At 74.7% G+C, this 21,825-nt stretch carries 23 protein-coding genes and 2 pseudogenes; 11 read left to right on the forward strand and 14 right to left on the reverse strand.

The annotated features are described in order from the left end of the window. Positions 1-188: 188 nt before the first annotated feature. Positions 189-578 carry a MarR family winged helix-turn-helix transcriptional regulator gene (locus tag ACPXCS_RS32300; protein WP_425948909.1) on the forward strand — a complete coding sequence of 130 codons (390 nt, stop codon included), beginning with the start codon at positions 189-191 and terminating at the stop codon, positions 576-578. A gap of 31 nt (positions 579-609) precedes the next feature. Here the strand turns inward: ACPXCS_RS32300 and ACPXCS_RS32305 are convergent, their stop codons facing one another. The 4 genes and pseudogenes from ACPXCS_RS32305 to ACPXCS_RS32320 form a co-directional block, all read right to left on the reverse strand. Beyond that, a complete protein-coding gene (locus tag ACPXCS_RS32305; protein ID WP_425948911.1) occupies positions 610-1,011 on the reverse strand; it encodes an SseB family protein in 402 nt (133 codons plus the stop codon). Between the two features lie 247 nt (positions 1,012-1,258). After that, complete coding sequence (locus ACPXCS_RS32310; protein WP_425948912.1) at positions 1,259-1,681, reverse strand: hypothetical protein; 423 nt, start codon at positions 1,679-1,681, stop codon at positions 1,259-1,261. A 158-nt stretch (positions 1,682-1,839) separates the two neighbouring features. Further along, entirely contained in the window at positions 1,840-3,810 is a 1,971-nt protein-coding gene (locus ACPXCS_RS32315) for a heavy metal translocating P-type ATPase (protein ID WP_425948914.1), read from the reverse strand. A gap of 105 nt (positions 3,811-3,915) precedes the next feature. Continuing rightward, a pseudogene (locus ACPXCS_RS32320) lies at positions 3,916-4,368 on the reverse strand (aldehyde dehydrogenase family protein); the annotation flags it as partial. Here ACPXCS_RS32320 and ACPXCS_RS32325 point away from each other — a divergent pair. Beyond that, positions 4,364-5,071: pseudogene (locus tag ACPXCS_RS32325) on the forward strand (PucR family transcriptional regulator); the annotation flags it as partial. The pseudogenes ACPXCS_RS32320 and ACPXCS_RS32325 overlap by 5 nt on opposite strands. A 35-nt stretch (positions 5,072-5,106) precedes the next feature. On the opposite strand, the gene paaE reads toward ACPXCS_RS32325, so the two are convergent. Genes paaE through paaA form a run of 5 tightly spaced genes read right to left on the reverse strand, consistent with a single transcriptional unit; the run spans position 5,107 to position 8,845 of the window. Next, a complete protein-coding gene (gene paaE, locus ACPXCS_RS32330; protein WP_425948916.1) occupies positions 5,107-6,222 on the reverse strand; it encodes a 1,2-phenylacetyl-CoA epoxidase subunit PaaE in 1,116 nt (371 codons plus the stop codon). Further along, positions 6,222-6,737 (reverse strand): 1,2-phenylacetyl-CoA epoxidase subunit PaaD, encoded by a 516-nt coding sequence (paaD, locus tag ACPXCS_RS32335; RefSeq protein WP_425948917.1) that lies wholly within the window; start codon positions 6,735-6,737, stop codon positions 6,222-6,224. Before paaD ends, paaE begins: the two co-directional genes overlap by 1 nt. Beyond that, positions 6,731-7,558 (reverse strand): 1,2-phenylacetyl-CoA epoxidase subunit PaaC, encoded by an 828-nt coding sequence (gene paaC, locus ACPXCS_RS32340; protein WP_425948918.1) that lies wholly within the window; start codon positions 7,556-7,558, stop codon positions 6,731-6,733. The genes paaD and paaC overlap by 7 nt, the downstream gene beginning before the upstream one ends. Before the next feature lie 10 nt (positions 7,559-7,568). After that, positions 7,569-7,862, reverse strand: coding sequence for a 1,2-phenylacetyl-CoA epoxidase subunit PaaB (gene paaB / locus ACPXCS_RS32345; RefSeq protein ID WP_094051976.1), 294 nt, complete (start codon positions 7,860-7,862; stop codon positions 7,569-7,571). After that, positions 7,859-8,845: a 1,2-phenylacetyl-CoA epoxidase subunit PaaA gene (gene paaA, locus ACPXCS_RS32350; protein ID WP_425948919.1), complete on the reverse strand. Its 987-nt coding sequence runs from the start codon at positions 8,843-8,845 to the stop codon at positions 7,859-7,861. The genes paaB and paaA overlap by 4 nt, the downstream gene beginning before the upstream one ends. Positions 8,846-9,043: 198 nt before the next feature. Between paaA and paaI the strand changes: the two genes are divergently transcribed. Both paaI and paaK read left to right on the forward strand, forming a co-directional pair. Beyond that, complete coding sequence (gene paaI, locus ACPXCS_RS32355) at positions 9,044-9,433, forward strand: hydroxyphenylacetyl-CoA thioesterase PaaI (RefSeq protein WP_425949260.1); 390 nt, start codon at positions 9,044-9,046, stop codon at positions 9,431-9,433. Beyond that, on the forward strand, positions 9,430-10,788 hold the full coding sequence (paaK, locus tag ACPXCS_RS32360) for a phenylacetate--CoA ligase PaaK (RefSeq protein WP_425948921.1): 1,359 nt from the start codon (positions 9,430-9,432) through the stop codon (positions 10,786-10,788). Before paaI ends, paaK begins: the two co-directional genes overlap by 4 nt. A gap of 22 nt (positions 10,789-10,810) precedes the next feature. Here the strand turns inward: paaK and ACPXCS_RS32365 are convergent, their stop codons facing one another. Beyond that, positions 10,811-12,016: a PP2C family protein-serine/threonine phosphatase gene (locus tag ACPXCS_RS32365; protein WP_425948923.1), complete on the reverse strand. Its 1,206-nt coding sequence runs from the start codon at positions 12,014-12,016 to the stop codon at positions 10,811-10,813. A gap of 101 nt (positions 12,017-12,117) precedes the next feature. Next, complete coding sequence (locus ACPXCS_RS32370) at positions 12,118-12,876, reverse strand: IclR family transcriptional regulator (protein WP_425948924.1); 759 nt, start codon at positions 12,874-12,876, stop codon at positions 12,118-12,120. Positions 12,877-13,059: 183 nt separating this feature from the next. On the opposite strand from ACPXCS_RS32370, the gene ACPXCS_RS32375 reads away from it, so the two are divergent. From ACPXCS_RS32375 to hypE, 7 genes are read left to right on the forward strand one after another with little or no spacing between them, the layout of a single operon-like run. Beyond that, complete coding sequence (locus ACPXCS_RS32375; RefSeq protein WP_425948926.1) at positions 13,060-14,805, forward strand: enoyl-CoA hydratase-related protein; 1,746 nt, start codon at positions 13,060-13,062, stop codon at positions 14,803-14,805. Then, positions 14,802-15,389, forward strand: coding sequence for a hydrogenase maturation protease (locus tag ACPXCS_RS32380; RefSeq protein ID WP_425948927.1), 588 nt, complete (start codon positions 14,802-14,804; stop codon positions 15,387-15,389). Before ACPXCS_RS32375 ends, ACPXCS_RS32380 begins: the two co-directional genes overlap by 4 nt. A gap of 37 nt (positions 15,390-15,426) precedes the next feature. Further along, the gene (hypB, locus tag ACPXCS_RS32385; RefSeq protein ID WP_425948929.1) at positions 15,427-16,164 is read left to right on the forward strand and encodes a hydrogenase nickel incorporation protein HypB; all 738 of its coding nucleotides are present in this window, start codon (positions 15,427-15,429) and stop codon (positions 16,162-16,164) included. After that, complete coding sequence (hypF, locus tag ACPXCS_RS32390) at positions 16,161-18,473, forward strand: carbamoyltransferase HypF (RefSeq protein ID WP_425948931.1); 2,313 nt, start codon at positions 16,161-16,163, stop codon at positions 18,471-18,473. The genes hypB and hypF overlap by 4 nt, the downstream gene beginning before the upstream one ends. A gap of 3 nt (positions 18,474-18,476) precedes the next feature. Beyond that, a complete protein-coding gene (locus ACPXCS_RS32395; protein WP_425948933.1) occupies positions 18,477-18,758 on the forward strand; it encodes a HypC/HybG/HupF family hydrogenase formation chaperone in 282 nt (93 codons plus the stop codon). Continuing rightward, positions 18,755-19,897: a hydrogenase formation protein HypD gene (hypD, locus tag ACPXCS_RS32400; RefSeq protein WP_425948935.1), complete on the forward strand. Its 1,143-nt coding sequence runs from the start codon at positions 18,755-18,757 to the stop codon at positions 19,895-19,897. Before ACPXCS_RS32395 ends, hypD begins: the two co-directional genes overlap by 4 nt. Further along, a complete protein-coding gene (hypE, locus tag ACPXCS_RS32405) occupies positions 19,890-20,960 on the forward strand; it encodes a hydrogenase expression/formation protein HypE (RefSeq protein ID WP_425948936.1) in 1,071 nt (356 codons plus the stop codon). The genes hypD and hypE overlap by 8 nt, the downstream gene beginning before the upstream one ends. 39 nt (positions 20,961-20,999) lie before the next feature. Here the strand turns inward: hypE and hypA are convergent, their stop codons facing one another. From hypA to ACPXCS_RS32420, 3 genes are read right to left on the reverse strand one after another with little or no spacing between them, the layout of a single operon-like run. Next, a complete protein-coding gene (hypA, locus tag ACPXCS_RS32410) occupies positions 21,000-21,350 on the reverse strand; it encodes a hydrogenase maturation nickel metallochaperone HypA (protein ID WP_425948938.1) in 351 nt (116 codons plus the stop codon). Between the two features lie 7 nt (positions 21,351-21,357). Continuing rightward, on the reverse strand, positions 21,358-21,591 hold the full coding sequence (locus tag ACPXCS_RS32415) for a hypothetical protein (RefSeq protein WP_425948939.1): 234 nt from the start codon (positions 21,589-21,591) through the stop codon (positions 21,358-21,360). Further along, positions 21,588-21,794: a hypothetical protein gene (locus ACPXCS_RS32420; protein ID WP_425948940.1), complete on the reverse strand. Its 207-nt coding sequence runs from the start codon at positions 21,792-21,794 to the stop codon at positions 21,588-21,590. Before ACPXCS_RS32420 ends, ACPXCS_RS32415 begins: the two co-directional genes overlap by 4 nt. Between the last annotated feature and the right edge of the window lie 31 nt (positions 21,795-21,825).

The following is a 21,825-nucleotide window of genomic DNA, read 5'->3' on the forward strand; positions in this document are numbered from 1 at the left end:
CAACCACCACCGCTGCCACACCGCACTCGGCGGCAAGCCACCGATCAGCCGCGTGAACAACGCTCCGGGTCAATACACCTAGGGCCTGTCGTGGGGGGTCACGCCGCGGACGCGCGGTCCGGGCCGTGGGACGGGCAGCCCGCTCCATGCACGGTCATGGAACGTCCGGCCGGTGTTACCGTTCCCCTATGGCAGCGAAAACGGCTGGTGCGCGGCTCGAGGAACGGTGGCGGGACATCCTGTCGGCGCACGCGCGCACGATGTGCGAGATCGACCGGGCACTGCATCCGCACGGTCTGGGCGCCTCCGACTTCGAGGTCCTCGACATGCTGGCGACGGCCGCCCCCGAGGAGGGCGAGCAGTGCCGGGTGCAGAACCTGGTCGGCCGGGTGCATCTCAGCCAGAGCGCGCTGTCGCGGCTGATCGCCCGGCTGGAGAAGGACGGGCTGGTGACGCGCTCGGTGTGCGAGGAGGACCGGCGCGGCGTCTGGGTCTCCCTCACCGCCAAGGGCCGTGACCTGCACGCCGAGGTCCTGCCCCTGCAGCGGGCCGCGTTGGCCCGGACCCTGGGCGAGTAGACCGCCCCGGGCCCGGACGGGGCCGGTGGTCCTACGGGCGTGCCAGCAGGGTGCGGACTCCCTCCGAGGTGAGGGTCAGGCGGTGGTCCGAACTGCCGTCGATGGTGAGCGACAGGTCGTCGGCCGGCCACTGGGCGGCGAGGGCGCCGAGGGGCACCAGACGGTAGCGGGAGACGAACGGCAGCAGCCCGGCCATCTCCATCTCCGAGGTGAACACCGGCACCACCGGCTCGCCGCCCGGCTGCTCCAGCACCGGCAGCGCCACGGCCGAGGGGTTGGCGGCGTCGGCGTCGTTCGCGTCGTCGGGCACGGGGATGAGCACGTCGCTGTTGGCGAGCGCGTCCAGAGCCGCCGTGTCCTCCGTGTTCTCGGCGAGGACGTCCAGAGCCCGCTGGGCGGGCGTGGGCGTGGGGTCGTTTGCGGGTGTCTCCATGGCAGATTCCCTGGTAGCGGCGGTCGTGCGGCCCACCCGGGACATGATCCGCCCCGGGTGCGGTCCTGCTCGCGTACCCGAACCCACCCGGGGCAATCCTCGTCGGTCCCGGAGGTTCGGAGGAGGGCTCGCGGGCCGGCGGTGCAGAAACGGCGAGGGAATCAGCCGGGCCGGCGGGCGTCCGCCCTACCCGGCGGTGCCGGTGGTCCCTGGCCCTGCCACAGCGGACGGTCGTCGCCCTGGACGGTCAGCCGGCCCATCGCGTCCGTGCCGGGCACCGAGGCGAGGCCGCGCAGGACCGCCAGCAGTGCGTCCCGCTGGGGGGGGCGGGCAGTTCACGCCCGTACTCCCCGTGCGCGGAGTCGGCCCGCATCGGGGCACCGGGCAGGGCGCGCTCGTACGTCACCGTGACGCCCCGGCGCTCCTCGCTCCCGAGGATCTCCGGGGTGGCGAACGGCGGGTCGTGCCGTGCGATGTCCGCGTACACCCGGCGTAGCGACCCGTCGGGCGGCCGGCCGGTCCGCACCTTGGCGATCCGCCCCGCGCCGAGTGCGTAGACGACCCCTTCCGTGCCGGCGCCGACACGCCGGGCCCTGGGGTGTCCGCGCCCGGCGAAGCACCCGGGCCACGGGTCGGCGGAGTGCGGCACGGTGTTCGGCGAGATCTCCACGGGCGCATCGGACCAACGGGAGGGCCTGCCCTGCCGGGTCGGCCGCCGGGGGGGCGGCGTCGAGGCGGCCTGCGCCTGCCGCTGAAGCGTCGACGGCCGTGGCCCGGGTCACCGGGACGGCGTCGGCCCGCCGACGGTGGGCCGACGGCGGTCGCCGGTCAGGCCCGGCCGCCCTCCTCGACGGCCCGCTGCCAGGCGCCCTCCCGCAGCAGCCGCAGGCCGTTCAGACCGACGAGGACCGTGGAGCCCTCGTGGCCCGCGACGCCCAGTGGCAGCGGCAGTTCCCCCGCCAGGTCCCAGGCGACGAGCCCGGCGATGAAGACCCCGGCGATGACGAGGTTCTGCACGACCAGCCTGCGGGCGCGACGCGAGAGGGCGACGGTGGCGGGCACCGCGGCCAGTTCGTCGCGGACGATCACGGCGTCGGCGGTCTCCAGGGCGAGGTCCGAACCCGCCCGGCCCATGGCGACGCCGGTGTGGGCGGCGGCCAGGGCCGGGGCGTCGTTGACGCCGTCCCCGACGACCAGCACCCTGCGGCCCGCGGCCGTCATCTCCTGCACGGCGGCCAGCTTGTCCTGCGGCAGCAGTCCGGCGCGCACGTCGCCGATGCCGGCCTCGGCGGCGAGGTGCGCGGCGGCGCGCGGGTTGTCGCCGGTGAGCAGCACGGGGGCGCTGCCGGTGAGCCGGGCGAGGGAGGCGACCGTCCCGGCCGCGTCCGGGCGCAGCCGGTCGGCGACGCCGAGGAGCCCGGCGGGGGTGCCGTCGACGACGACCAGGACGGCGGTGCGGCCGGACTCCTCCAGTGCGGCGGCGGGAACCGCGGTGTCGTGGAGCAGCCGGGACGGCGCGCCCACCGCGACCGTCCGGCCGGTGACGACGGCGCTCACGCCGACGCCGGGCGTGGAGGAGAAGTCCGCCGCGTCGGGCAGGTCGAGGCCGCGCTCGCGGGCGGCGTCCACGACGGCCCGGGCCAGCGGGTGCTCGCTGGGCCGCTCGGCGGCCGCCGCGAGGGTGAGCAGCTCGTTCTCGGACAGGCCGGATCCGGGCAGGGGCCGGACGTCGGTGACGCGCGGGCTGCCCTCGGTCAGCGTGCCCGTCTTGTCCAGCGCGACGGCGTCCACATGGCCGATCCGCTCCATCACCACGGCCGACTTGACCAGCACGCCGTGCCGCCCGGCGTTGGCGATGGCGGAGAGCAGGGGCGGCATGGTGGCGAGCACGACCGCGCACGGCGAGGCCACGATCATGAAGGTCATGGCGCGCAGCAGCGCGTCGGTGAGCTGCGCGCCGAAGGCGAGCGGCACCAGGAACACGGCGAGGGTCGCGCCCACCATGCCCAGCGAGTAGCGCTGTTCGACCTTCTCGATGAACAGCTGGGTGGGCGCCTTCGTCTCGGACGCCTCCTGCACCATGCGCACGATCCGGGCGATCACCGAGTCGGCGGCGTCGCGCTCGACCCGGACGCGCAGGGCGCCGGTGCCGTTGAGGGTGCCGGCGAAGACCTCGTCGCCGCGTTCCTTGGGCACGGGCAGCGGCTCGCCGGTGATGGTGGCCTGGTCGACCTCGCTGGTCCCGTCCAGGACGCGGCCGTCGGCGCCGATCCGTTCGCCGGGGCGTACGAGCACCGTGTCGCCGACCGCCAACTCCTCGACGGGAACCGCGCGTTCCCCGCCGTCCAGGGCCAGGCGGGTGGCCGTGGCGGGGGCCAGGTCGAGCAGGCCGCGGACGGAGTCGGCGGTGCGGGCGGTGGCCAGGGCTTCCAGCGCGCCGGAGGTCGCGAAGATGACGATGAGCAGCGCGCCGTCCATCACCTGCCCGATCGCGGCCGCTCCCAGGGCGGCGACGACCATCAGCAGGTCGACGTCGAGGGTGCGTTCCCGCAGCGCCTTCAGCCCTTCCCAGCCCGGCTCCCAGCCTCCCGCGGCGTACGCCAGCGCGTACAGCGGGCCCCAGGTCCAGGCGGGGGCGCCGGTCAGCTGCAGGGGCAGCGCGAGCAGGAAGAAGGCGGTGGCCGCGGCGGCCCAGCGCACCTCGGGGAGCGCGAGGACCCGGGTGCGGCGCCGGGGGACGGCCCCGGCGCGGACGGGCTCGGCCCGGTCGACCGGCTGCGGCGTGAGGGTGGAGGTCATCGGGGGTCCTTCTGGCGGGGGCGCGATGGCGCCCCTCACCATACAGGAACACATGAAGACTCATTCATGCCTTCATATGGCGTCCCCGGCGCCGTCCGTCACGCGTCACCGCACCGGCACGGCCACGTACTGGTACTCCAGGAACTCCTCGATCCCGACACGCCCGCCCTCCCGGCCGAGCCCGGACTGCTTGACGCCGCCGAAGGGCGCGGCCGGGTGGGAGACGAGCCCGGTGTTGAGCCCCACCATGCCCACCTCCAGGCCCTCACCGACGCGCAGGCCGCGGTCCAGGCCTTGGGTGAAGACGTAGCCGACCAGGCCCCAGGGCGTGTCGTTGGCCCGGCGCAGGACCTCGTCCTCGTCGTCGAAGGTGAGGATCGCGGCGACGGGGCCGAAGATCTCGGTCTCCAGCAGGCGGCTGCCGGGGGCGACGTCGGTGAGCACGGTGGGCGGGTGGAAGCAGCCCGGGCCCTCGGGCGTGCGGCCGCCGACCAGGACGCGCGCGCCGCGCTCCACCGCGTCGGCGACCAGTTCCTCGACCTTGGCGCGGCCCCGGGCCCGCTGCGCCGCGCTGGGCCTGCCCGCGCAGGACGGTGTCTTCGTGGCGGTCCTCGTGGAGCCGGGACCCGGCGGCGAGGACGCGGAGCTGCGGGCGAGGCTGCACCGGGAGCTGCGGTCGGCGGGGATCGCGGCCCTCGTCGGCGAGCTCTCCCCGGGCCGTCTCGGCGTCCTGCTGGCCCTGCGCCCGGGCCGGCCCTGGCGCCCGGCGGCCGAGCGCCTGAGCCGTACGGCGCGGGAACTGGCGCCGGGGGCGACCGTCGGCGTCGGAGCGGAGGTGGCGGACCTCGCCGGCGTGGCCCGCTCTTTCCGGGAGGCGGCGCGCGTCATGGAGGCCACCCCGCCCGGCCGGCCCCTGCCCGCGGACCGGTCCTTCCACGAGCCGGCGGACGTCGACCTGGGCCGGTTGCTGTACGCGCTGCGCGAGGACCCCCGGATCCAGGAGTACACCGAGCGGCGCCTGGGCCGGCTCGTCGACCACGACGCCCGGCACGGCACCGACCTGCTGTCGACGCTCGGCCGCTACCTCGACGCCGCCGGCAGCAAGACCGGCGTGGCCCGGCGCGGCGGCCTGTCCCGGGAGACCGTGTACCAGCGCCTGCGCACCGTCGAGCGCTTCCTCGGCACCGACCTCGCATCGGGCGAGCGCCGCACCGAACTGCACGTCGCCCTCACGGCGTTGCGCGTGCTGCGGTCCGGCTGACCACCGGCGGGCGAGGCGTACGGCTGCGGCGCCGCTCAGGTGTCGAAGTCCACCGTCAGCGTCTCGGACACCGGGTACGTCTGGCACGTGAGGACGTAGCCCGCGTCCACCTCGGACGGTTCCAGGGCGAAGTTGCGGCGCATGTCGGCCTTGCCGTCGGTGACCAGCGCCCGGCAGGTGCCGCACACCCCGCCCTTGCAGGCGAAGGGCAGGTCGGGCCGGGTCTGCTGGGCGCCTTCCAGGAGGGAGCGGTCCCGGGGCAGGGCGGAGGTGGTGGAGCGGCCGTCCAGGGTGACGGTGACCTGGCTGACCGGGCCGGAGGGGCCGGTCTCGGTGTGGCGGACCTCGCGCACCGGCTCGTCGTCGGCGTAGAACAGCTCCTGGTGGACCCGGTCGGCGGGGACGCCGAGGCCGGACAGGACCTGCTGGGCGGAGCGGACCATGCCGTGCGGGCCGCAGAGCCACCAGTGGTCGGCGGACTCCACGTCGACCAGCGCGTCGACCAGCGCCGAAAGGCGTTCGGCGTCGAGGCGGCCGGAGAGCACCTCGGCCTCGCGGGGCTCGCGGGAGAGGACGTGGGCGAGCTGGAAGCGCGTGGGGTGGAGGTCCTTGAGGTCGGCCAGCTCGTCGGCGAACATCACCGTGCCGGTGCGGCGGTTGCCGTAGAGGAGGGTGACGCGCGAGCGGGAGTCGGCGGCCAGGACGGACTCGGCGATGGAGACCATGGGCGTGATGCCGGAACCGGCGGCGACGAGCACGTGGTGGCCGGGGACGGTCAGGTCGGGGGTGAAGGCTCCGGTGGGGGCCATCACCTCGACGGTGTCGCCGGGGCGCACCTCGTGCACCAGCCAGGAGGAGAACAGACCGCCCGGGACGACCCGGACGCCGATGCGCGGCGCCGTGCCGGCGGGTGAGCAGATGGAGTAGGAGCGGCGCTCGTCGCGGCCGCCGACCTCGCGCCGCAGGGTGAGCGACTGGCCGGGAGCGAAGGCGAACTCCTCGGCCAGCCCGTCCGGGATGTCGAAGCTGACGGCCGCGGCGTCCTCGCACAGTGGCTGCACGGCGGCGACCCGCAGGGGGTGGAAGACCGGGCGGCGGCGGGCACGCGCGCGTGCCGCCGGGGCGGGGGCCGGCTCCATCAGGTCCTCCATCAGATCTCCTTGACGTACTCGAACGGCTCGCGGCAGGCGAGGCAGCGCCACAGGGCCTTGCAGGACGTGGCGGCGAAGCGGGAGGTCTCCTCGGTGTCCGCGCTGCCGCAGCGCGGGCAGGGCACCGAGCGGCGGAGCGGCGACAGCACGAGCGGCACCGGGCCCGCGGCGCGCACCGGGGCGGCGCCGGGCGGGGCGATGCCGTGCTCGGCGAGCTTGCGCCGGCCGTCCGCGGTGATCCAGTCGCTGGTCCACGGCGGGTCGAGGACGGTACGGATCTCCACGCGCGCGTACCCGGCCTCGCGCAGCCGGGCGGCCACGCCGGCGCGCATCTCCGCCATGGCGGGGCAGCCCGAGTAGGTGGGGGTCAGGTCGGCGACCACCGTGCCGTCCCCGGTCAGGGACACCTCGCGCAGCACTCCGAGGTCGGCCAGGGTGAGCATGGGCAGTTCGGGGTCGGGGACCTGCTCGGCGATCCGCCGGGCCCGCCGCGCGTCCAGGAGCGTCGTCACCATGTCGCCTCCGGATGGGCCCGGGCCACGCCCTGCAACTCGGCCAGCAGGGGCGCGAGATGTCCGGTGTGCTCACCGGCGCGGCCCGACCCGGGCAGCGGCCGGTAGACCGGCATGGGCAGTCCGGCCGCCTCGGTGACCTGGCGCAGGACGGCGACGACCTCCTCGCGCACGTCGTACGCCGTGAACAGCTCGCCCAGGTAGGGGGCGACCTGTTCCTGTGCCTTGCGCATCCGGCGGTGCGACTCCTCGGTGCCGTCGCCGAGCCGCACGGCCCATTCCGCGGCGTACTGGCGGTGGTACGCCAGTTCCTTCACGCCCTTGGCGGCGATGGCCGACAGCACCGGGTCGCGGTGCGCGGTGAGCCGCTCGAAGTGCGCGAGGCGCCAGGTGGAGAGCACCAGCAGCCGCACGGTCGAGAACGCGAAGTCGCCGTTGGGCAGTTCGGCCAGGCGCACGTTGCGGAAGTCGCCGGCGTCGCGGAAGTAGGCGTAGGCGTCCTCGTCGCGGCCGGTGCCGTCGACCTGGCCCGCGCGGGAGTACAGCAGGCGGGCCTGGCCGAGCAGGTCGAGCCCGATGTTGGCCAGCGCCACCTCCTCCTCCAGCTCGGGGGCGCGGGTGGTCCACTCGGCGAGCCGCTGGGCCGAGACCAGGGCGTCGTCGGCCAGGGTGACGCAGAGGTCCGCCAGTTCACCGGCGTCGACGCCGTCCGGCACGGTGGTGTCGACGCCGTGCAGCGGGTCCTCGAAGCCGGTGCCGTAGGCCCACCGGGTGTCGTCCTCGTGTCCCTCGGCGAGGGTCAGGTAGACGTGGTCGTCGCTCATGCCCTCTCCTTCAGATGTGCGGGACGTCGTCGGGGATGTCGTAGAAGGTGGGGTGCCGGTAGACCTTGTCGGCGCTGGGCTCGAAGAAGGGGTCCTTCTCGTCGCGCGTGGAGGCGGCGATGTGCTCGGAGCGCACGACCCAGATGGACACGCCCTCGTTGCGGCGGGTGTAGAGGTCGCGGGCGTGGGTGAGCGCCATGCGGTCGTCGGCCGCGTGCAGCGAGCCCACGTGGACGTGGTTCAGGCCGCGCTTGCCGCGCACGAACACCTCGTACAGCGGCCAGTCCTGCTTGCCGGCGGTCATGCCACCGCTCCCTTCCGCTCGCGACGCGCCTGCTTGGCGGCGTGGGCGGTGGCCGCCTCGCGCACCCAGGCGCCCTCCTCGTGGGCCGTGCGGCGCCGCGCCACGCGCTGGTCGTTGCACGGGCCGTCGCCCTTGATGACCCGCATCAGCTCGTCCCAGTCGGGCGTGCCGAAGTCGTGGTGGCCCCGCTCCTCGTTCCAGCGCAGCTCCGGGTCGGGGAGCGTCACGCCGAGCTTCCCGGCCTGCGGGACGGTCATGTCGACGAAGCGCTGACGCAGTTCGTCGTTGCTGTGGCGCTTGATCTTCCAGGCCATGGACTGCGCGGAGTTGGGCGAGGCGTCGTCGGGCGGGCCGAACATCATCAGCGACGGCCACCACCAGCGGTTCACCGCGTCCTGCACCATCTCGCGCTGCTCCGGGGTGCCGCGCATCATCGTCATCAGCAGCTCGTAGCCCTGCCGCTGGTGGAAGGACTCCTCCTTGCAGATCCGCACCATGGCGCGCGCGTAGGGCCCGTAGGACGAGCGGCACAGCGGCACCTGGTTGCAGATCGCGGCGCCGTCCACGAACCAGCCGATCACGCCGACGTCCGCGAAGCTCAGCGTCGGGTAGTTGAAGATCGAGGAGTACTTCTGGCGGCCCTCGATGAGCCGCTCGGTCAGGTCGGCGCGGTCGGCGCCCAGCGTCTCCGCCGCCGAGTACAGGTACAGGCCGTGTCCGGCCTCGTCCTGGACCTTCGCGAAGAGGATGGCCTTGCGGCGCAGCGACGGGGCGCGCGTGATCCACTCGCCCTCCGGCTGCATGCCGATGATCTCCGAGTGCGCGTGCTGCGCGATCTGGCGGATCAGTGTCTTCCGGTAGCCCTCGGGCATCCAGTCGCGCGGCTCGATCCGCTGGTCGCGCGCGATCGTCGCGTCGAAGTGCTGCTGGAGAACCGGCTCGGTGCCGTCCGCCCCCGGGGGGCTGGAGTGTGTCGTGTCCATCCGTCCCACTTCCCAACCGACCATTCGTTCGGTCCATGGTATGGCAAGGCGCCGCGCCTTGGTAAGACCCCGGCCCTTGACAGGCACCGAGGCGAATTGATTACTTGGCGGCACCGAAGCTAACCGAATGTTCGGTCGGGCTACAAGGTGGTGCGAGACGTGAGTCATACCGCTGACGCGACACCGGCCGCGGAGGCGATGTTCGCCGCGGACGAGGCCTCCCGCGGGCTCGGCATCGAGCTGCTGGAGCAGGGCGAGGGGACGGCCGTGCTGCGCATGACGGTGACCCGGTCGATGGTGAACGGGCACGGCATCGCCCACGGCGGGTACGTCTTCCTGCTCGCCGACAGCGCCTTCGCCTGCGCCTGCAACAGCCACGGCCCCGTGACGGTCGCGGCCGGCGCCGACATCACCTTCGTGAGCCCGGCGCACGAGGGCGACGTGCTCGTGGCCCGGGCCGAGGAGCGCACCCGGTACGGCCGCAGCGGCCTCTACGACGTGAGCGTCCTGCGCGGCGACGAGGTGATAGCGGAGTTCCGGGGCCGCAGCCGCAGCATCAGGAGCACGAGGCCGAAGGAGCCGGCATGACCAGCCAGACGGGGACCACGACGGACAGCGCGAGCGGGGCCGGCCGGCGGCGGGGCGAGCCCCTCCCCCACGACCTGCTGGACGACGCCGAGCGCCTGACCCGCGAGCAGCTGCGCGAGCTCCAGCTCGACCGGCTGCGCCGGAGCCTGCGGCACGCCTACGAGAACGTGGAGACGTACCGCAGGAAGTTCGACGCGGCCGGGGTCACGCCCGAGGACTGCCGTTCCCTGGAGGACCTGGCCCGCTTCCCCTTCACCACCAAGGCCGACCTGCGGGACACGTACCCGTTCGGCATGTTCGCGGTGCCCATGGACCAGGTGCGGCGCGTGCACGCCTCCAGCGGCACCACCGGTCGCCCCACGGTGGTCGGCTACACCGAGAACGACCTGTCGACGTGGTCGGACCTGGTGGCCCGCTCGATCCGCGCGGCCGGCGGGCGCCCGGGCCACAAGGTGCACGTCTCCTACGGCTACGGACTGTTCACCGGCGGGCTCGGGGCGCACTACGGCGCCGAACGGGCCGGGTGCACGGTGATCCCCGCCTCCGGCGGCATGACGGCCCGCCAGGTGCAGATCATCCAGGACTTCCGGCCCGAGATCATCATGGTCACCCCGTCCTACATGCTCACGCTGCTCGACGAGTTCGAGAGGCAGGGCGTCGACCCGCGCACCAGCAGCCTGCGGGTGGGCATCTTCGGGGCCGAGCCGTGGACGGAGGAGATGCGCCGCGAGATCGAGGAGCGGATGGACCTGCACGCCGTCGACATATACGGCCTTTCGGAGGTGATCGGCCCGGGCGTCGCGCAGGAGTGCGTGGAGACCAAGGACGGTCTGCACGTGTGGGAGGACCACTTCTACCCCGAGGTCGTCGACCCGATCACGGGCGAGGTGCTGCCCGAGGGCGAGGAGGGCGAGCTGGTCTTCACGTCCCTCACCAAGGAGGCCCTGCCGGTCGTCCGCTACCGCACCCGCGATCTGACCCGGCTGCTGCCCGGCACGGCCCGGCCCGCGTTCCGCCGCATCCGGAAGATCACCGGGCGCTGCGACGACATGATCATCCTGCGCGGGGTGAACGTCTTCCCCAGCCAGATCGAGGAGATCGTGCTGCGCACTCCCGCGGTCGCGCCGCACTTCCAGATCCAGCTGACCCGGCGGGGCCGCCTGGACCACATGACCGTGCGGGTCGAGTCCCGTCCCGGCACCGGCCCCGACCAGCGCCAGGCCGCGGCCCGGGCGATCGCGCAGGCGGTCAAGGACGGGGTCGGCGTCTCCGCCGAGGTGACGATCGTCGAACCGGAGACGCTGGAGCGCTCCCTGGGCAAACTCCGCCGGGTGAAGGACCTGCGCGAGGACTGACCCGGACACGCGGGGCCGGCCGTCACGTGCGGCACCGCGCGGGAACGGCGGGCGCGCCCGGGGCGTCCGCCCTGGCCACGGGCGGCTCGGAGGCGGTCGGCTTGCGGATGAGCAGCAGGGCCGCGTCGTCGTGCAGCCGCCCGCCCACGTGGGCCAGCAGTTCCTCGTGGAGCGCGTCGAGAGTGCGGGCCGGCTCGTGCGTGACGTGCCGCTCCAGCCCGTCGGCCAGCGGGTAGAAGGCGCGGCCGCCGTCGCGGGCCTCGGTGACCCCGTCGGTGTAGAGGAGCAGCTGGTCGCCGTCGGCGAAGCGCAGCGTGTGCAGGCCCGGCGCGTGCCCGGTGAGGGCGCGCAGCCCGAGCGGCGGGGCCGGATGGGCGGGCTCCACGGGTGTCACGGCCCCGGAGGCGCTCACCAGCAGCGGTGGGGTGTGCCCGCAGTTCACCATCTCCAGGTGCCCGGGCCGCGGGTAGCCGGCGACCACGGCGGTGACGAAGTCGTCGCGGCCGAGGTTGCGGGCCAGGCTGCGCTCGATCCGGTCGACCACGGCCAGCAGGTCGGGCTCGTCGTGGGCGGCCTCGCGGAACACACCGAGCACCAGCGCGGCCGTCCCCACGGCGGGCAGGCCCTTGCCGCGCACGTCGCCGACGATCAGCCGCACCCCGTGCGGGGTGGGGATGAGCGCGTAGAGGTCCCCGCCGATCCGTGCCTCGGCCGCCGCGGCGCTGTAGCGGACGGCGACCTGGAACGGCCCGACGACGGTGGGCACCGGCCGCAGCAGGGCGTGCTGGGCGGTCTCCGCGACCGAGCGGACGGCCGCGAGCACCCGCTCCCGGCGCCCGCGCAGCGCGGCGGCCAGCACACTCGCGAGGGTCACGGCCACCAGGGCCGCCAGGACCGCCGCGAGTTCCCGGCCGGGCACCTGGTCGACGCGGCCGAGCACCGCCCCGAGCGCCGCGGCGAGGAGGCCGACGCACAGGACGCCGCGCGGTCCGTTGGTGGTGGCGGCCAGGGCCGGCCCGGCCGCGAGCAGCGGCAGCCAGATCAGCCCCGCCCCGTCGACGAGGTCGGCGCACGCGACCAGGGAGACCAGCACGACCGGCAGGACGGGCGCCCCGACGGCCAGCTGCGCGACGGCACGCCGGCAGGCCGAGGCCCGGGGACCGGCCACTCGGTCGAGGAACGGCCGTACCGGCCGGTGGTCGCCACCACGGTGTCGCGCTTGGCTCATGTCTGGATCCGCAGTCCTCACCTGTGCGCCGGGCACATCACTGAAATGTCCGTTTCCTCCAGGGAACGGGGTGGGCCCGGGCAGCCGCAAGAATCGGGTTTTCAGATAGTGAGCGACAGCCCCCGGGTCACCCGGTCGGCGGCGGGGAGCAGCCGTTCGCGGATCTCCGGCAGCCGGGAGAGCCGGCTCTTGGGCAGGGAGACGCCGAGGGAGCCGAGGGTGTCGCCGCTGTAGACGGGCACGGCCACGCAGACCGTGCCGAGGGCGTACTCCTCCCGGTCCGTCACGGCCGGGGCCAGGGGCGCGGTGTCCAGGCGCCGCAGCAGCTCCGGAGGGCTGGTGATGGTGCGCGGGGTGAGGTCGGCGAGGTGGTGGCGGGAGAGGTAGTCCCGGCGGGCCTCGTCGTCCAGTTCGCGCAGCACGGACTTGCCGAGCGCGGTCGCGTGCCCGGCGTCCTCGAAGCCGACCCACAGGTCGACCCGGGGGGTCCCGGGGCCGTCGACGATCTCGGCGACCCGGATCTCGCCCTCCTCGTAGAAGGTGAGGTAGGCGGCGGTCGCGAGTTCGTCGCGCAGCGCGGCGAGGGCGGGCCGGACGCGGCTGAGCAGTGCCTGGGCACGGCCCGTGGTCCGCAGGGTCTGGAGCTTGTCGCCGAGGACGAAGCCGCCGTCGTCGAGCTTGCGCACGTAGCCGTCGTGCACGAGGGTCCGCAGCAGGTGGTAGGCCGTGGCCAGGGGCAGGCCCGTCTCCCGCGCCAGCTGTTTGGCCGGTGCGCCGTTCTCGTGCGCGCTCACCGCCTCCAGCAGACGCATGGCCCGCTGCACGGAGCCGATGAGCGTGGGGCCGTCTCGCGCACCCATGGGACCAGCGTGCCCCCGCCCCGCGGCGCAGGCAAGGCGGCTGCCGCGGCCTGCGGAGTCCCGGTGACCGCCCCGGCGCCGGGGGCGCACATGTCATGACCTACCGGCCGTAAGCGGCCAAGAGGGACGAAACGCCGACGTGGTCCTTCGCGGCCCTCCTCCGAGCGGCGACCATGCCGTGTCATGGACATCTTGCTCGTCGCCAGCGCGTTCAACAGCCTGTCCCAGCGTGTGCACGCCGAACTGTCGGATGAGGGGCACCGGGTGGACGTCGTCCTCGCCTCGCACGGCGCCGACGCGGTCCGGGCCGCCGTGAGCGAGGTGCGTCCGGAACTGATCGTCGCGCCGATGCTGAAGTCGGCCCTGCCGGAGGACGTGTGGCGGGAGCACACCTGTCTGATCGTGCATCCGGGGCCGCCCGGCGACCGGGGCCCGTCGTCCCTGGACTGGGCGATCGCGGAGGGCGCGACCGAGTGGGGCGTCACGGTGCTCCAGGCCGAGGCGGCGATGGACGCGGGCGACGTCTGGGCGGACGAGACCTTCGCGGTGCCGGCCGCCGGCAAGAGCGACGTGTACCGCAACGAGCTGTCCGACGCCGCCGCGGCCGCGGTGCTGCGGGCGGTGCGGCGTTTCGCCGAAGGCGCCTTCAAGCCCCGGCCGCAGAGCGATCCGGAGATCCGCGTGGTGTGGCGCGACTTCTTCCGCCAGGAGCAGCGGCGGATCGACTGGGAGAACGACGGCACGGAGACGGTGCTGCGCAAGCTGCGCGGGGGCGACTCGCAGCCGGGCGTCCTGGACGAGCTCTGCGGCCGGGAGGTGTTCCTGCACGGCGGGCACCCGGAGGACCGGCTGCGCGGCGAGCCCGGGGAACTGCTCGCGACCCGGTCCGGCGCGCTCTGCCGGGCCACCCGGGACGGCGCGGTGTGGATCCCGGAGCTGCGCCCCCGCAAGAGCTCGGGCGACCCGGCGCCGTTCCGCCGCCCGGCGGCCTCGGTGCTCGCCCGGTTCCCGGCGCCGCCCGACAGCGGCCCGGGCATGCCGGGCTCGAACGACCGCCCCTACTGGCTGCCGGAGATCGCCGTACCGCTCGAACTGCCCCCCGGCCGCACCACGTGGGCCGACATCCGCTACCGGCAGCGCGGTGCCGTCGGCTTCCTGTCGTTCTCCTTCCCGGGCGGGGCGATGAGCACCACGCACTGCCGCAGGCTGCTCGCCGCCTACCGGTACGCGCTCACCCGCCCCACCTCGGTGCTGGTGCTCGGCGGTGCCCGCGACTTCTTCTCCAACGGCATCCACCTGCACGTGATCGAGGCCTCCGGCGATCCGGCGGGCGAGTCCTGGTCGAACCTGCTCGCCATGAACGACCTGGTCGAGGCCGTGCTGCGCACCACCGACCGGGTGGTGGTGGCCGCCCTGGGCGGCAACGCGGCGGCGGGCGGCGTCATGCTCGCCCTGGCCGCGGACGAGGTCTGGTGCCGCACCGGCAGCGTCCTCAACCCGCACTACCGGAACCTGGGCCTGTACGGCTCGGAGTTCTGGACGTACTCGCTGCCGCGCCGGGTGGGCGCCGAGGCGGCCGGGCGGCTGACGGGCGAGGCGCTGCCGGTGAGCGCGGCGGCCGCGGAACGGATCGGCCTGGTGGACCGCCTGGTCCCGGCGGCTCCCGGGGAGTTCACCGCCGAGGTGGAGCGCCTGGCCGCCGAGGTGGCCGCCGACCCCGACCTCCCGCGCCGGCTCACCACCAAGACCACCGCACGCCACGCCGACGAGCTCCAGCAGCCCCTGGCCGAGTACCGGCGGACCGAACTGGCCCGTATGCGCGCGGTGTTCTTCGACCCGCAGGCCCCGTACCACGCGCTGCGGTCGGCCTTCGTCCGCAGGCTCCCGGGCGGCTCCGCCCGGCCCCTGGCCGCGGGGGGCACCCGATGAGCGCGCGGCTGCTCGTGGCGGGCGTGGGCAACATCTTCCTCGCCGACGACGCCTTCGGCCCGGAGGTGATCCGCGCCCTGGAGGCACGTCCGCTGCCGCCCGAGGTGCGGGTGAGGGACTTCGGCATCCGCGGCATGGACCTGGCGTACGCGCTGCTCGACGGCTACGACACGGCCGTCCTGGTCGACGCGGCCGTCCGGGGGCACCGGCCGGGCACCCTGTCGCTGATCGAGCCGGAGGCACCGGCCGCCCCCGCCCCGGCCGCTCCTCCCGAGGCGCACGGCATGGACCCGGCGAAGGTCCTCGCCCTCGCCGCCCACCTGGGCGACGAGCCGCTGCCCCGGGTCCTCGTCCTGGCCTGCGAGCCCGAGCTGCGGGCCCCGGCCGGCGAGGACATCGCGCCGGGCGTCAGCGCGACGGTGCGCGAGGCGGTCGGGCGGGCCGTCGAGGCGCTGCACAGCCTGGTCCCGGTGCTGCTCGCGGACCCGGCCGCACCGGCCCCGTTGAGCCGCCCGGACGAATCCGGCGCCCTGCCGTCGGCCGGGTTGCCGGGCTCGGTGAGCCAGGGCGCCGAGGGTCGGTAGCGGAACGATTTCCCTACCGACCGCGAGGAGTGGCGCCATGTGCGATTCCGTGGACGAGGTCACCCGGGCCGTCCTGGCGAGGAACGACGGTCTGGCCGCGGGACTGCGCGACGAGCTGGCGCGGCGCGGAGTGAGCGTGGTCAACCTGCTGTCCAGCCCGGGCAGCGGCAAGACGGAACTGCTCGGCAGAGTGCTGGCCCGAGCCGTGGAGCGGGGCCTTTCGGTGGCCGCGCTCACCGCAGACCTGGCCACCGAGAACGACGCCGAACGGCTGGCCCGCTCCGGGGCTCCGGTGAAGCAGCTGCTCACCGACGGCCTGTGCCATCTGGAGGCGCGCCAACTGCGCGGCCACGTGGACGGCTGGCTGCCCGGGGACACCTCACTGCTGTTCGTGGAGAACGTCGGCAACCTCGTGTGCCCGGCCTCCTACGACCTGGGCGAGCGCCTGCGCATCGTGCTGATGGCGGTGACGGAGGGCGAGGACAAGCCGCTGAAGTACCCGACGGCCTTCGGATCGGCCCATCTCGTGGTGCTGACCAAGACCGACCTGACCGGGCCCGCCGGGTTCGACGAGTCCGCCTTCGACGCGCATGTGCGGCGGGTCAACCCGGGCGTGGAGGTGCTGCGTTCCTGCGCCCGCACCGGCGCCGGGGTGGACGCCCTCCTCCAGCGCGTCCTCGCCGCCCACGACGGGGCGCCGGTGCACCGGCCGCCCCTGGCGCCCCGCCCGCACACCCACACCCCCGAGGGCGCCGCGACCGGCCTCGTCCCGTGACGGCGCCCGCCGCCGGGGCCGTACGGCGCCGCGTCCTGGTCAGCGGCACGGTGCAAGGCGTGGGCTTCCGCCCGTTCGTGCACCGCCTGGCCGCCGAGCTCGCGCTCGCCGGGTTCGTGGGCAACACCGCGAACGGCGTCCTCATCGAGGTGGAGGGCCCGCCGGAGGACGTCGACCGCTTCTGCGGCCGGCTGGCGAGCGAGCCCCCGCCCCTCGCGACCGTCACCGGAGTCGGGGTCGAGGACCTGTCCCCCACCGGCACGGACGGTGCCTTCACCATCCGCCCCACCGTCCGCTCCCTGGGCCGCACCGACCTCCCGCCCGACACGGCGACCTGTGCCGACTGCCTGCGGGAGCTGGCGGACCCGGCCGACCGGCGGCACCGGCACCCCTTCGTCACGTGCACCCACTGCGGCCCCCGCTTCACCATCGCCACCGGACTGCCGTACGACCGGGCGGTCACGACCATGGCGGGCTTCCCCATGTGCGCGTCCTGCGCCCGCGAGTACGGCGATCCGGCCGACCGGCGCTTCCACGCCCAGCCGGTCGCCTGCCCCGGCTGCGGTCCGCGGCTGCGTCTGCTGCCCGCCGCCGGCAGCGAGGTGCGTCCCGCCCGGGACGCCGAGGCCCTCGCGACGGCCCGGGCGCTGCTGGCCGCCGGGCGGATCGTCGCCGTCAAGGGACTCGGCGGCTACCACCTGGCGTGCGACGCCACCGACGAACGGGCCGTCCGGACGCTGCGCACCCGCAAGGCCCGCGGGGCCAAGCCCTTCGCGGTGATGTGCGCGGACCTGGACACCGTACGGCGGATCGCCCTGCTGTCCCCGCCCGAGGAGGCGGCCCTCACCGGTGCCCGGCGCCCCATCGTCCTGCTGCGCCCGCGTGGGGGTCCTGCCGGGCCGGCGTCCGGTGTCCGCCCCGGCAGCCCGCACCTCGGCGTGATGCTGCCCTACAGCCCCGTGCACACCCTGCTGTTCGGCCTGCCCGGCGACCCGCCCGGCCCGCGGATCCTGGTCATGACGAGCGGCAACCGCTCGGGGGAACCCATCGTCACGGACGACGCCGAGGCCCTGACCCGGCTGGCCGGGCTCGCCGACGCCTGGCTCGCCCACGACCGGCCCATCGCCTCGCCCTGCGACGACTCCCTGCTGCGGGTGCGGCCGGACGGCACCGAGCAGGTGCTGCGCCGCTCCCGCGGGTACGTGCCCCGGCCGCTGCGGCTGCCGGTCCCGGTGCGGCCCGCGCTCGCCGTGGGCGGAGACCTGAAGAACGCCCTGTGCCTGGGCGAGGGCGACCGGGCCTGGTTCGGCCCGCACATCGGCGACATGGGTGACCTGGCCACCCTGGAGGCCGCCCGGCGGGCGGACACCCGGCTGCGCTGCCTGACCGGCGTCAGCCCCGAGGTCGTCGCGGCCGACCGGCACCCGGGCTACCACTCGGCACGCTGGGCCGCTCGGCTGGCCGGGCACGCGCCCACGCTGGTCCAGCACCACCACGCGCACATCGCCTCGGCGATGGCCGAGCACGGTCTCGACGGCACGGTCCCCGTGATCGGTGTCGCCTTCGACGGCACGGGCTACGGCGACGACGGCACCGTCTGGGGCGGCGAGATCCTGCTCGCCGGCTACACGGGCTTCCGCCGCTACGCCCACCTGTCCCCCGCACCGCTGCCCGGCGGCGACGCGGGCGTGGCCAACCCGTACCGGCTGGCACTGGCCCGGCTGTGGGCGGCGGGCCTGCCGTGGGACGCGGACCTGCCCTGCGTGGCCGCCTGCGTCGAGGGGGAACGGGCGCTGCTCGACCGCCAGTTGGCCGCCGGCCTGGCCTGTGTGCCGACCTCCAGCATGGGCCGGCTGTTCGACGCCGTGGCGTCGCTCGTCGGCGTCTGCCACCGCGCCGGCTACGAGGCCCAGGCCGCCGTGGAGCTGCAGGCGGTGGCCGCCACGGCGTGGGACGCCGACACCGCGGCGTACGCCTTCACCGCGGAGCTGGACCCGGCGCCCGTGCTGGGCGCGCTCGTCTCCGACCTGCGGCGGGGCACCCCGGCGCCCGTGCTCGCCGCCCGCTTCCACCGCGCGGTGGCCCGGGCGGTGGCGGGGATCTGCCGGCGGGCGCGCCGGGACACCGGTCTGGCCACCGTCGCCCTCACCGGCGGGGTGTTCGCCAACGCGCTGCTGGAGGAGGAGTGCGCGCGGCTGCTGACCGGGGACGGCTTCGCGGTGCTCCGCCACGGCGAAGTCCCGCCGAACGACGGCGGGCTGGCCCTCGGCCAGCTGGTGGTCGCGGCGCACCTACGACAGGAGGAGTGACCCATGTGTTTGGCAGTGCCCGGCAAGGTCGTGGCCATCGACGACGGCGCGGATCCGCTCACGGGGCTGATCGACTTCGGCGGCGTGCGGAAACAGGCGTGCCTGGCGTACGTGCCGGAGGTTCAGGTGGGTGAGTACGTCATCGTGCACGTCGGTTTCGCGCTGCAGCGCCTGGACGAGGAGTCGGCCCTGGCCTCGCTGAAGCTGTTCGAGGAACTGGGGCTTTTGGAGGAGGAGTTCGGCGACGCCTGGGAGCAGGCCGCGAAGGAGGCGGGAACGGCGTGAAGTACCTCGACGAGTTCAACGACCCGGATCTGGCCCGGCGGCTGCTGGACGACATCCGTGCCACCGCGACCCGGCCCTGGGCCCTGATGGAGGTGTGCGGCGGCCAGACCCACTCGATCATCCGGCACGGCATCGACCAGCTGCTGCCCGAGCAGGTGGAGTTGATCCACGGCCCGGGCTGCCCGGTGTGCGTGACACCGCTGGAGGTCATCGACAAGGCGCTGGAGATCGCCTCGCGGCCCGGGGTGATCTTCTGCTCCTTCGGCGACATGCTGCGGGTGCCGGGCACCGACCGCGACCTGTTCCGGGTCAAGGGCGAGGGCGGTGACGTGCGGGTGGTCTACTCGCCGCTCGACGCCCTGGAGCTGGCCCGCCGCCACCCGGACCGGGAGGTGGTGTTCTTCGCGATCGGCTTCGAGACCACCGCCCCGGCCAACGCCATGGCCGTGCACCGGGCGCGCCGCGAGGGCCTGGGCAACTTCAGCCTGCTGGTGTCCCATGTGCGGGTGCCCCCGGCCATCGAGGCGATCATGACAGCGCCCGAGTGCAGGGTGCAGGGCTTCCTGGCCGCCGGGCACGTGTGCAGTGTGATGGGCACGGCCGAGTACCCGCGGCTCGCCGAGCGGTTCGGCGTGCCGATGGTGGTGACCGGGTTCGAGCCGCTGGACATCCTGGAGGGCATCCGCCGGGCGGTCCGCCAGCTGGAACGCGGCGAGCACCGGGTGGAGAACGCCTACCCCAGGGCGGTGCGCGCGGAGGGCAACCCGGCGGCGGTGCGCATGATCGAGGAGGTCTTCGAGGTCACCGACCGCAACTGGCGCGGCATCGGGCGCATCCCGTCGAGCGGCTGGCGGCTGACCGAGGCCTTCCGGGCCCATGACGCCGAGCACCGCTTCGACGTGACCGGCATCCGGACCGAGGAACCGGCCGAGTGCCGCAGCGGCGAGGTTCTCCAGGGGCTCATCAAGCCGACCGAGTGCGCCGCGTTCGGCACCGGCTGCACCCCGCGCACCCCGCTCGGCGCCACCATGGTCTCCAGCGAAGGCGCCTGCGCGGCCTACTACCTGTACCGCAGGATGCACGCCCCGACGCCGCAGACCGCCGCCGCGGCGCGCGAGGAGGTGGCTCCCGTTGCCTGAACGACTCGCCGACGTGGTCGACCCGGCCGGCTGGAGCTGTCCCGCCCCGCTGCGCGACCAGGGGGTCGTGGTGATGGGCCACGGCGGGGGCGGCGCCCTGTCGGCGGAGCTGGTGGAGCACGTCTTCGCCCCCGCCTACGGCAACGCCACCCTCGCCGGTCTCACCGACTCCGCCGTCCTCGAACTGGGCGGGGCACGGCTCGCCTTCTCCACCGACTCCTACGTGGTGCGGCCGCTGTTCTTCCCGGGCGGCAGCCTGGGGGACCTCGCGGTCAACGGCACGGTCAACGACCTCGCGATGAGCGGTGCGCGGCCCGCGTACCTCTCGGCCGCCTTCGTGCTGGAGGAGGGCGTGGAGCTCACGGTGGTCGAGCGGATCGCCCGTGCCATGGGAGCGGCGGCCGGGACCGCCGGGGTGGTGATCGCCACCGGCGACACCAAGGTCGTGGAGTCCGGGCACGGCGACGGGGTGTACGTCACCACCGCGGGGGTGGGACTCGTGCCGGACGGCGTGGACATCCGGCCCCAGCGGGCGCGGCCCGGGGACGCCGTCATCGTGAGCGGCCCGATCGGGCTGCACGGGGTGGCGATCATGAGCGTCAGGGAAGGGCTGGAGTTCGGTGTGGAGATCGCCAGCGACACGGCGCCGTTGGCGGACCTGGTGGCGGCGATGCTGGCCGTCACCCCCGACATCCATGTGCTGCGCGACCCGACCCGGGGTGGTCTGGCGGCGTCGCTCAACGAGATCGCCCGGGCCTCCGGAACCGGTGTGCGCCTGCGGGAACGGGCCGTTCCGGTGCCGGACGCGGTGGCGAACGCCTGCGGGTTCCTGGGTCTCGATCCCCTGTACGTCGCCAACGAGGGGCGGCTGGTCGCCTTCGTGCCGCCGTCGGCGGCGGAGGAGGTGCTGGCGGCGATGCGCGCCCACCCGCAGGGCGCCGGGGCCACGCTGATCGGCGAGTGCGTCGCCGAGCACCCCGGGATGGTGGTGGCCGCCACCGGTCTGGGCGGGACCCGGGTGGTCGACCTGCCGCTAGGCGAGCAGCTGCCGCGCATCTGCTGACCCGTGGGGCCCCGCCGGCGGACCGGCGGGGCCCCTACGCTAGGCGGGGACGGGTTCGATCCCGGTGATCTCCAGTTCCCTTCCGCTGCGCAGGTCGCTGGAGGGCTGGTCGCAGCGCGGGCACCAGAAGAACGGGGGCATGCCCACCGCGAACTCCTCGGCGCACGGTCCGCACCAGGCCTGCGCGGGGATCTGCTCGACGACGAGCCGGGCCCCGGCCAGGGCGGTGCCGTCGCGGGCCACCTCGAAGGCGAACCCGAGGGCGTCGGGGACGACGCCCGCCAGTTCCCCGACCCGCACGGTCACCGCCGAGACGGCGTCGGTGCCGTCCGCCCGGGCCAGCTCACCGGCCCGCTCGACGATCGCGGTCGCGATCGACAGTTCGTGCACGGCCGGCTCACGGGTAGCGGTGGCCGGCGCGGAAACCGCCGGCCATCCGCCAGATCCGCGCCTCCCGCCTGAGGCTGGGCAGCTCCCAGGCCAGCAGCGCCAGGACGGCGCCGCCCACCAGGACGGCCTCGGCCTTGAGGACGCGCTGTCCGCTCACTCCGCCCCGCCCGCGTGTGACGGGTCTGCGTGCTCGTTGGACCTTCATCGCGGCGACTCCCTGCTCCTCGGTCTCGGCTGTCATCCCGGCGGGATGTTCGGCATGGTCTCGGCGAGGGCGTCGTGGCGCTTCCAGTGGATCCCCGTGGAGCGGCGCGCGTCGGCGGTGCCGTCCTCGTGGTGGCCCTTCTGCTCCTCGTACGGGCCCCTGTTGCCCTGGTGCATGCCGGCGACGTGCCGGGGCGTGTCGGGCTTCGCCTGCGCCCGGCCCACTCTGATGCTGCCCATGGGATGTGCTCCTTCCTCGCCTCCGACCTGC

The organism is Streptomyces sp. DT190 (assembly GCF_049846985.1).
Lineage (GTDB): Bacteria > Actinomycetota > Actinomycetes > Streptomycetales > Streptomycetaceae > Streptomyces.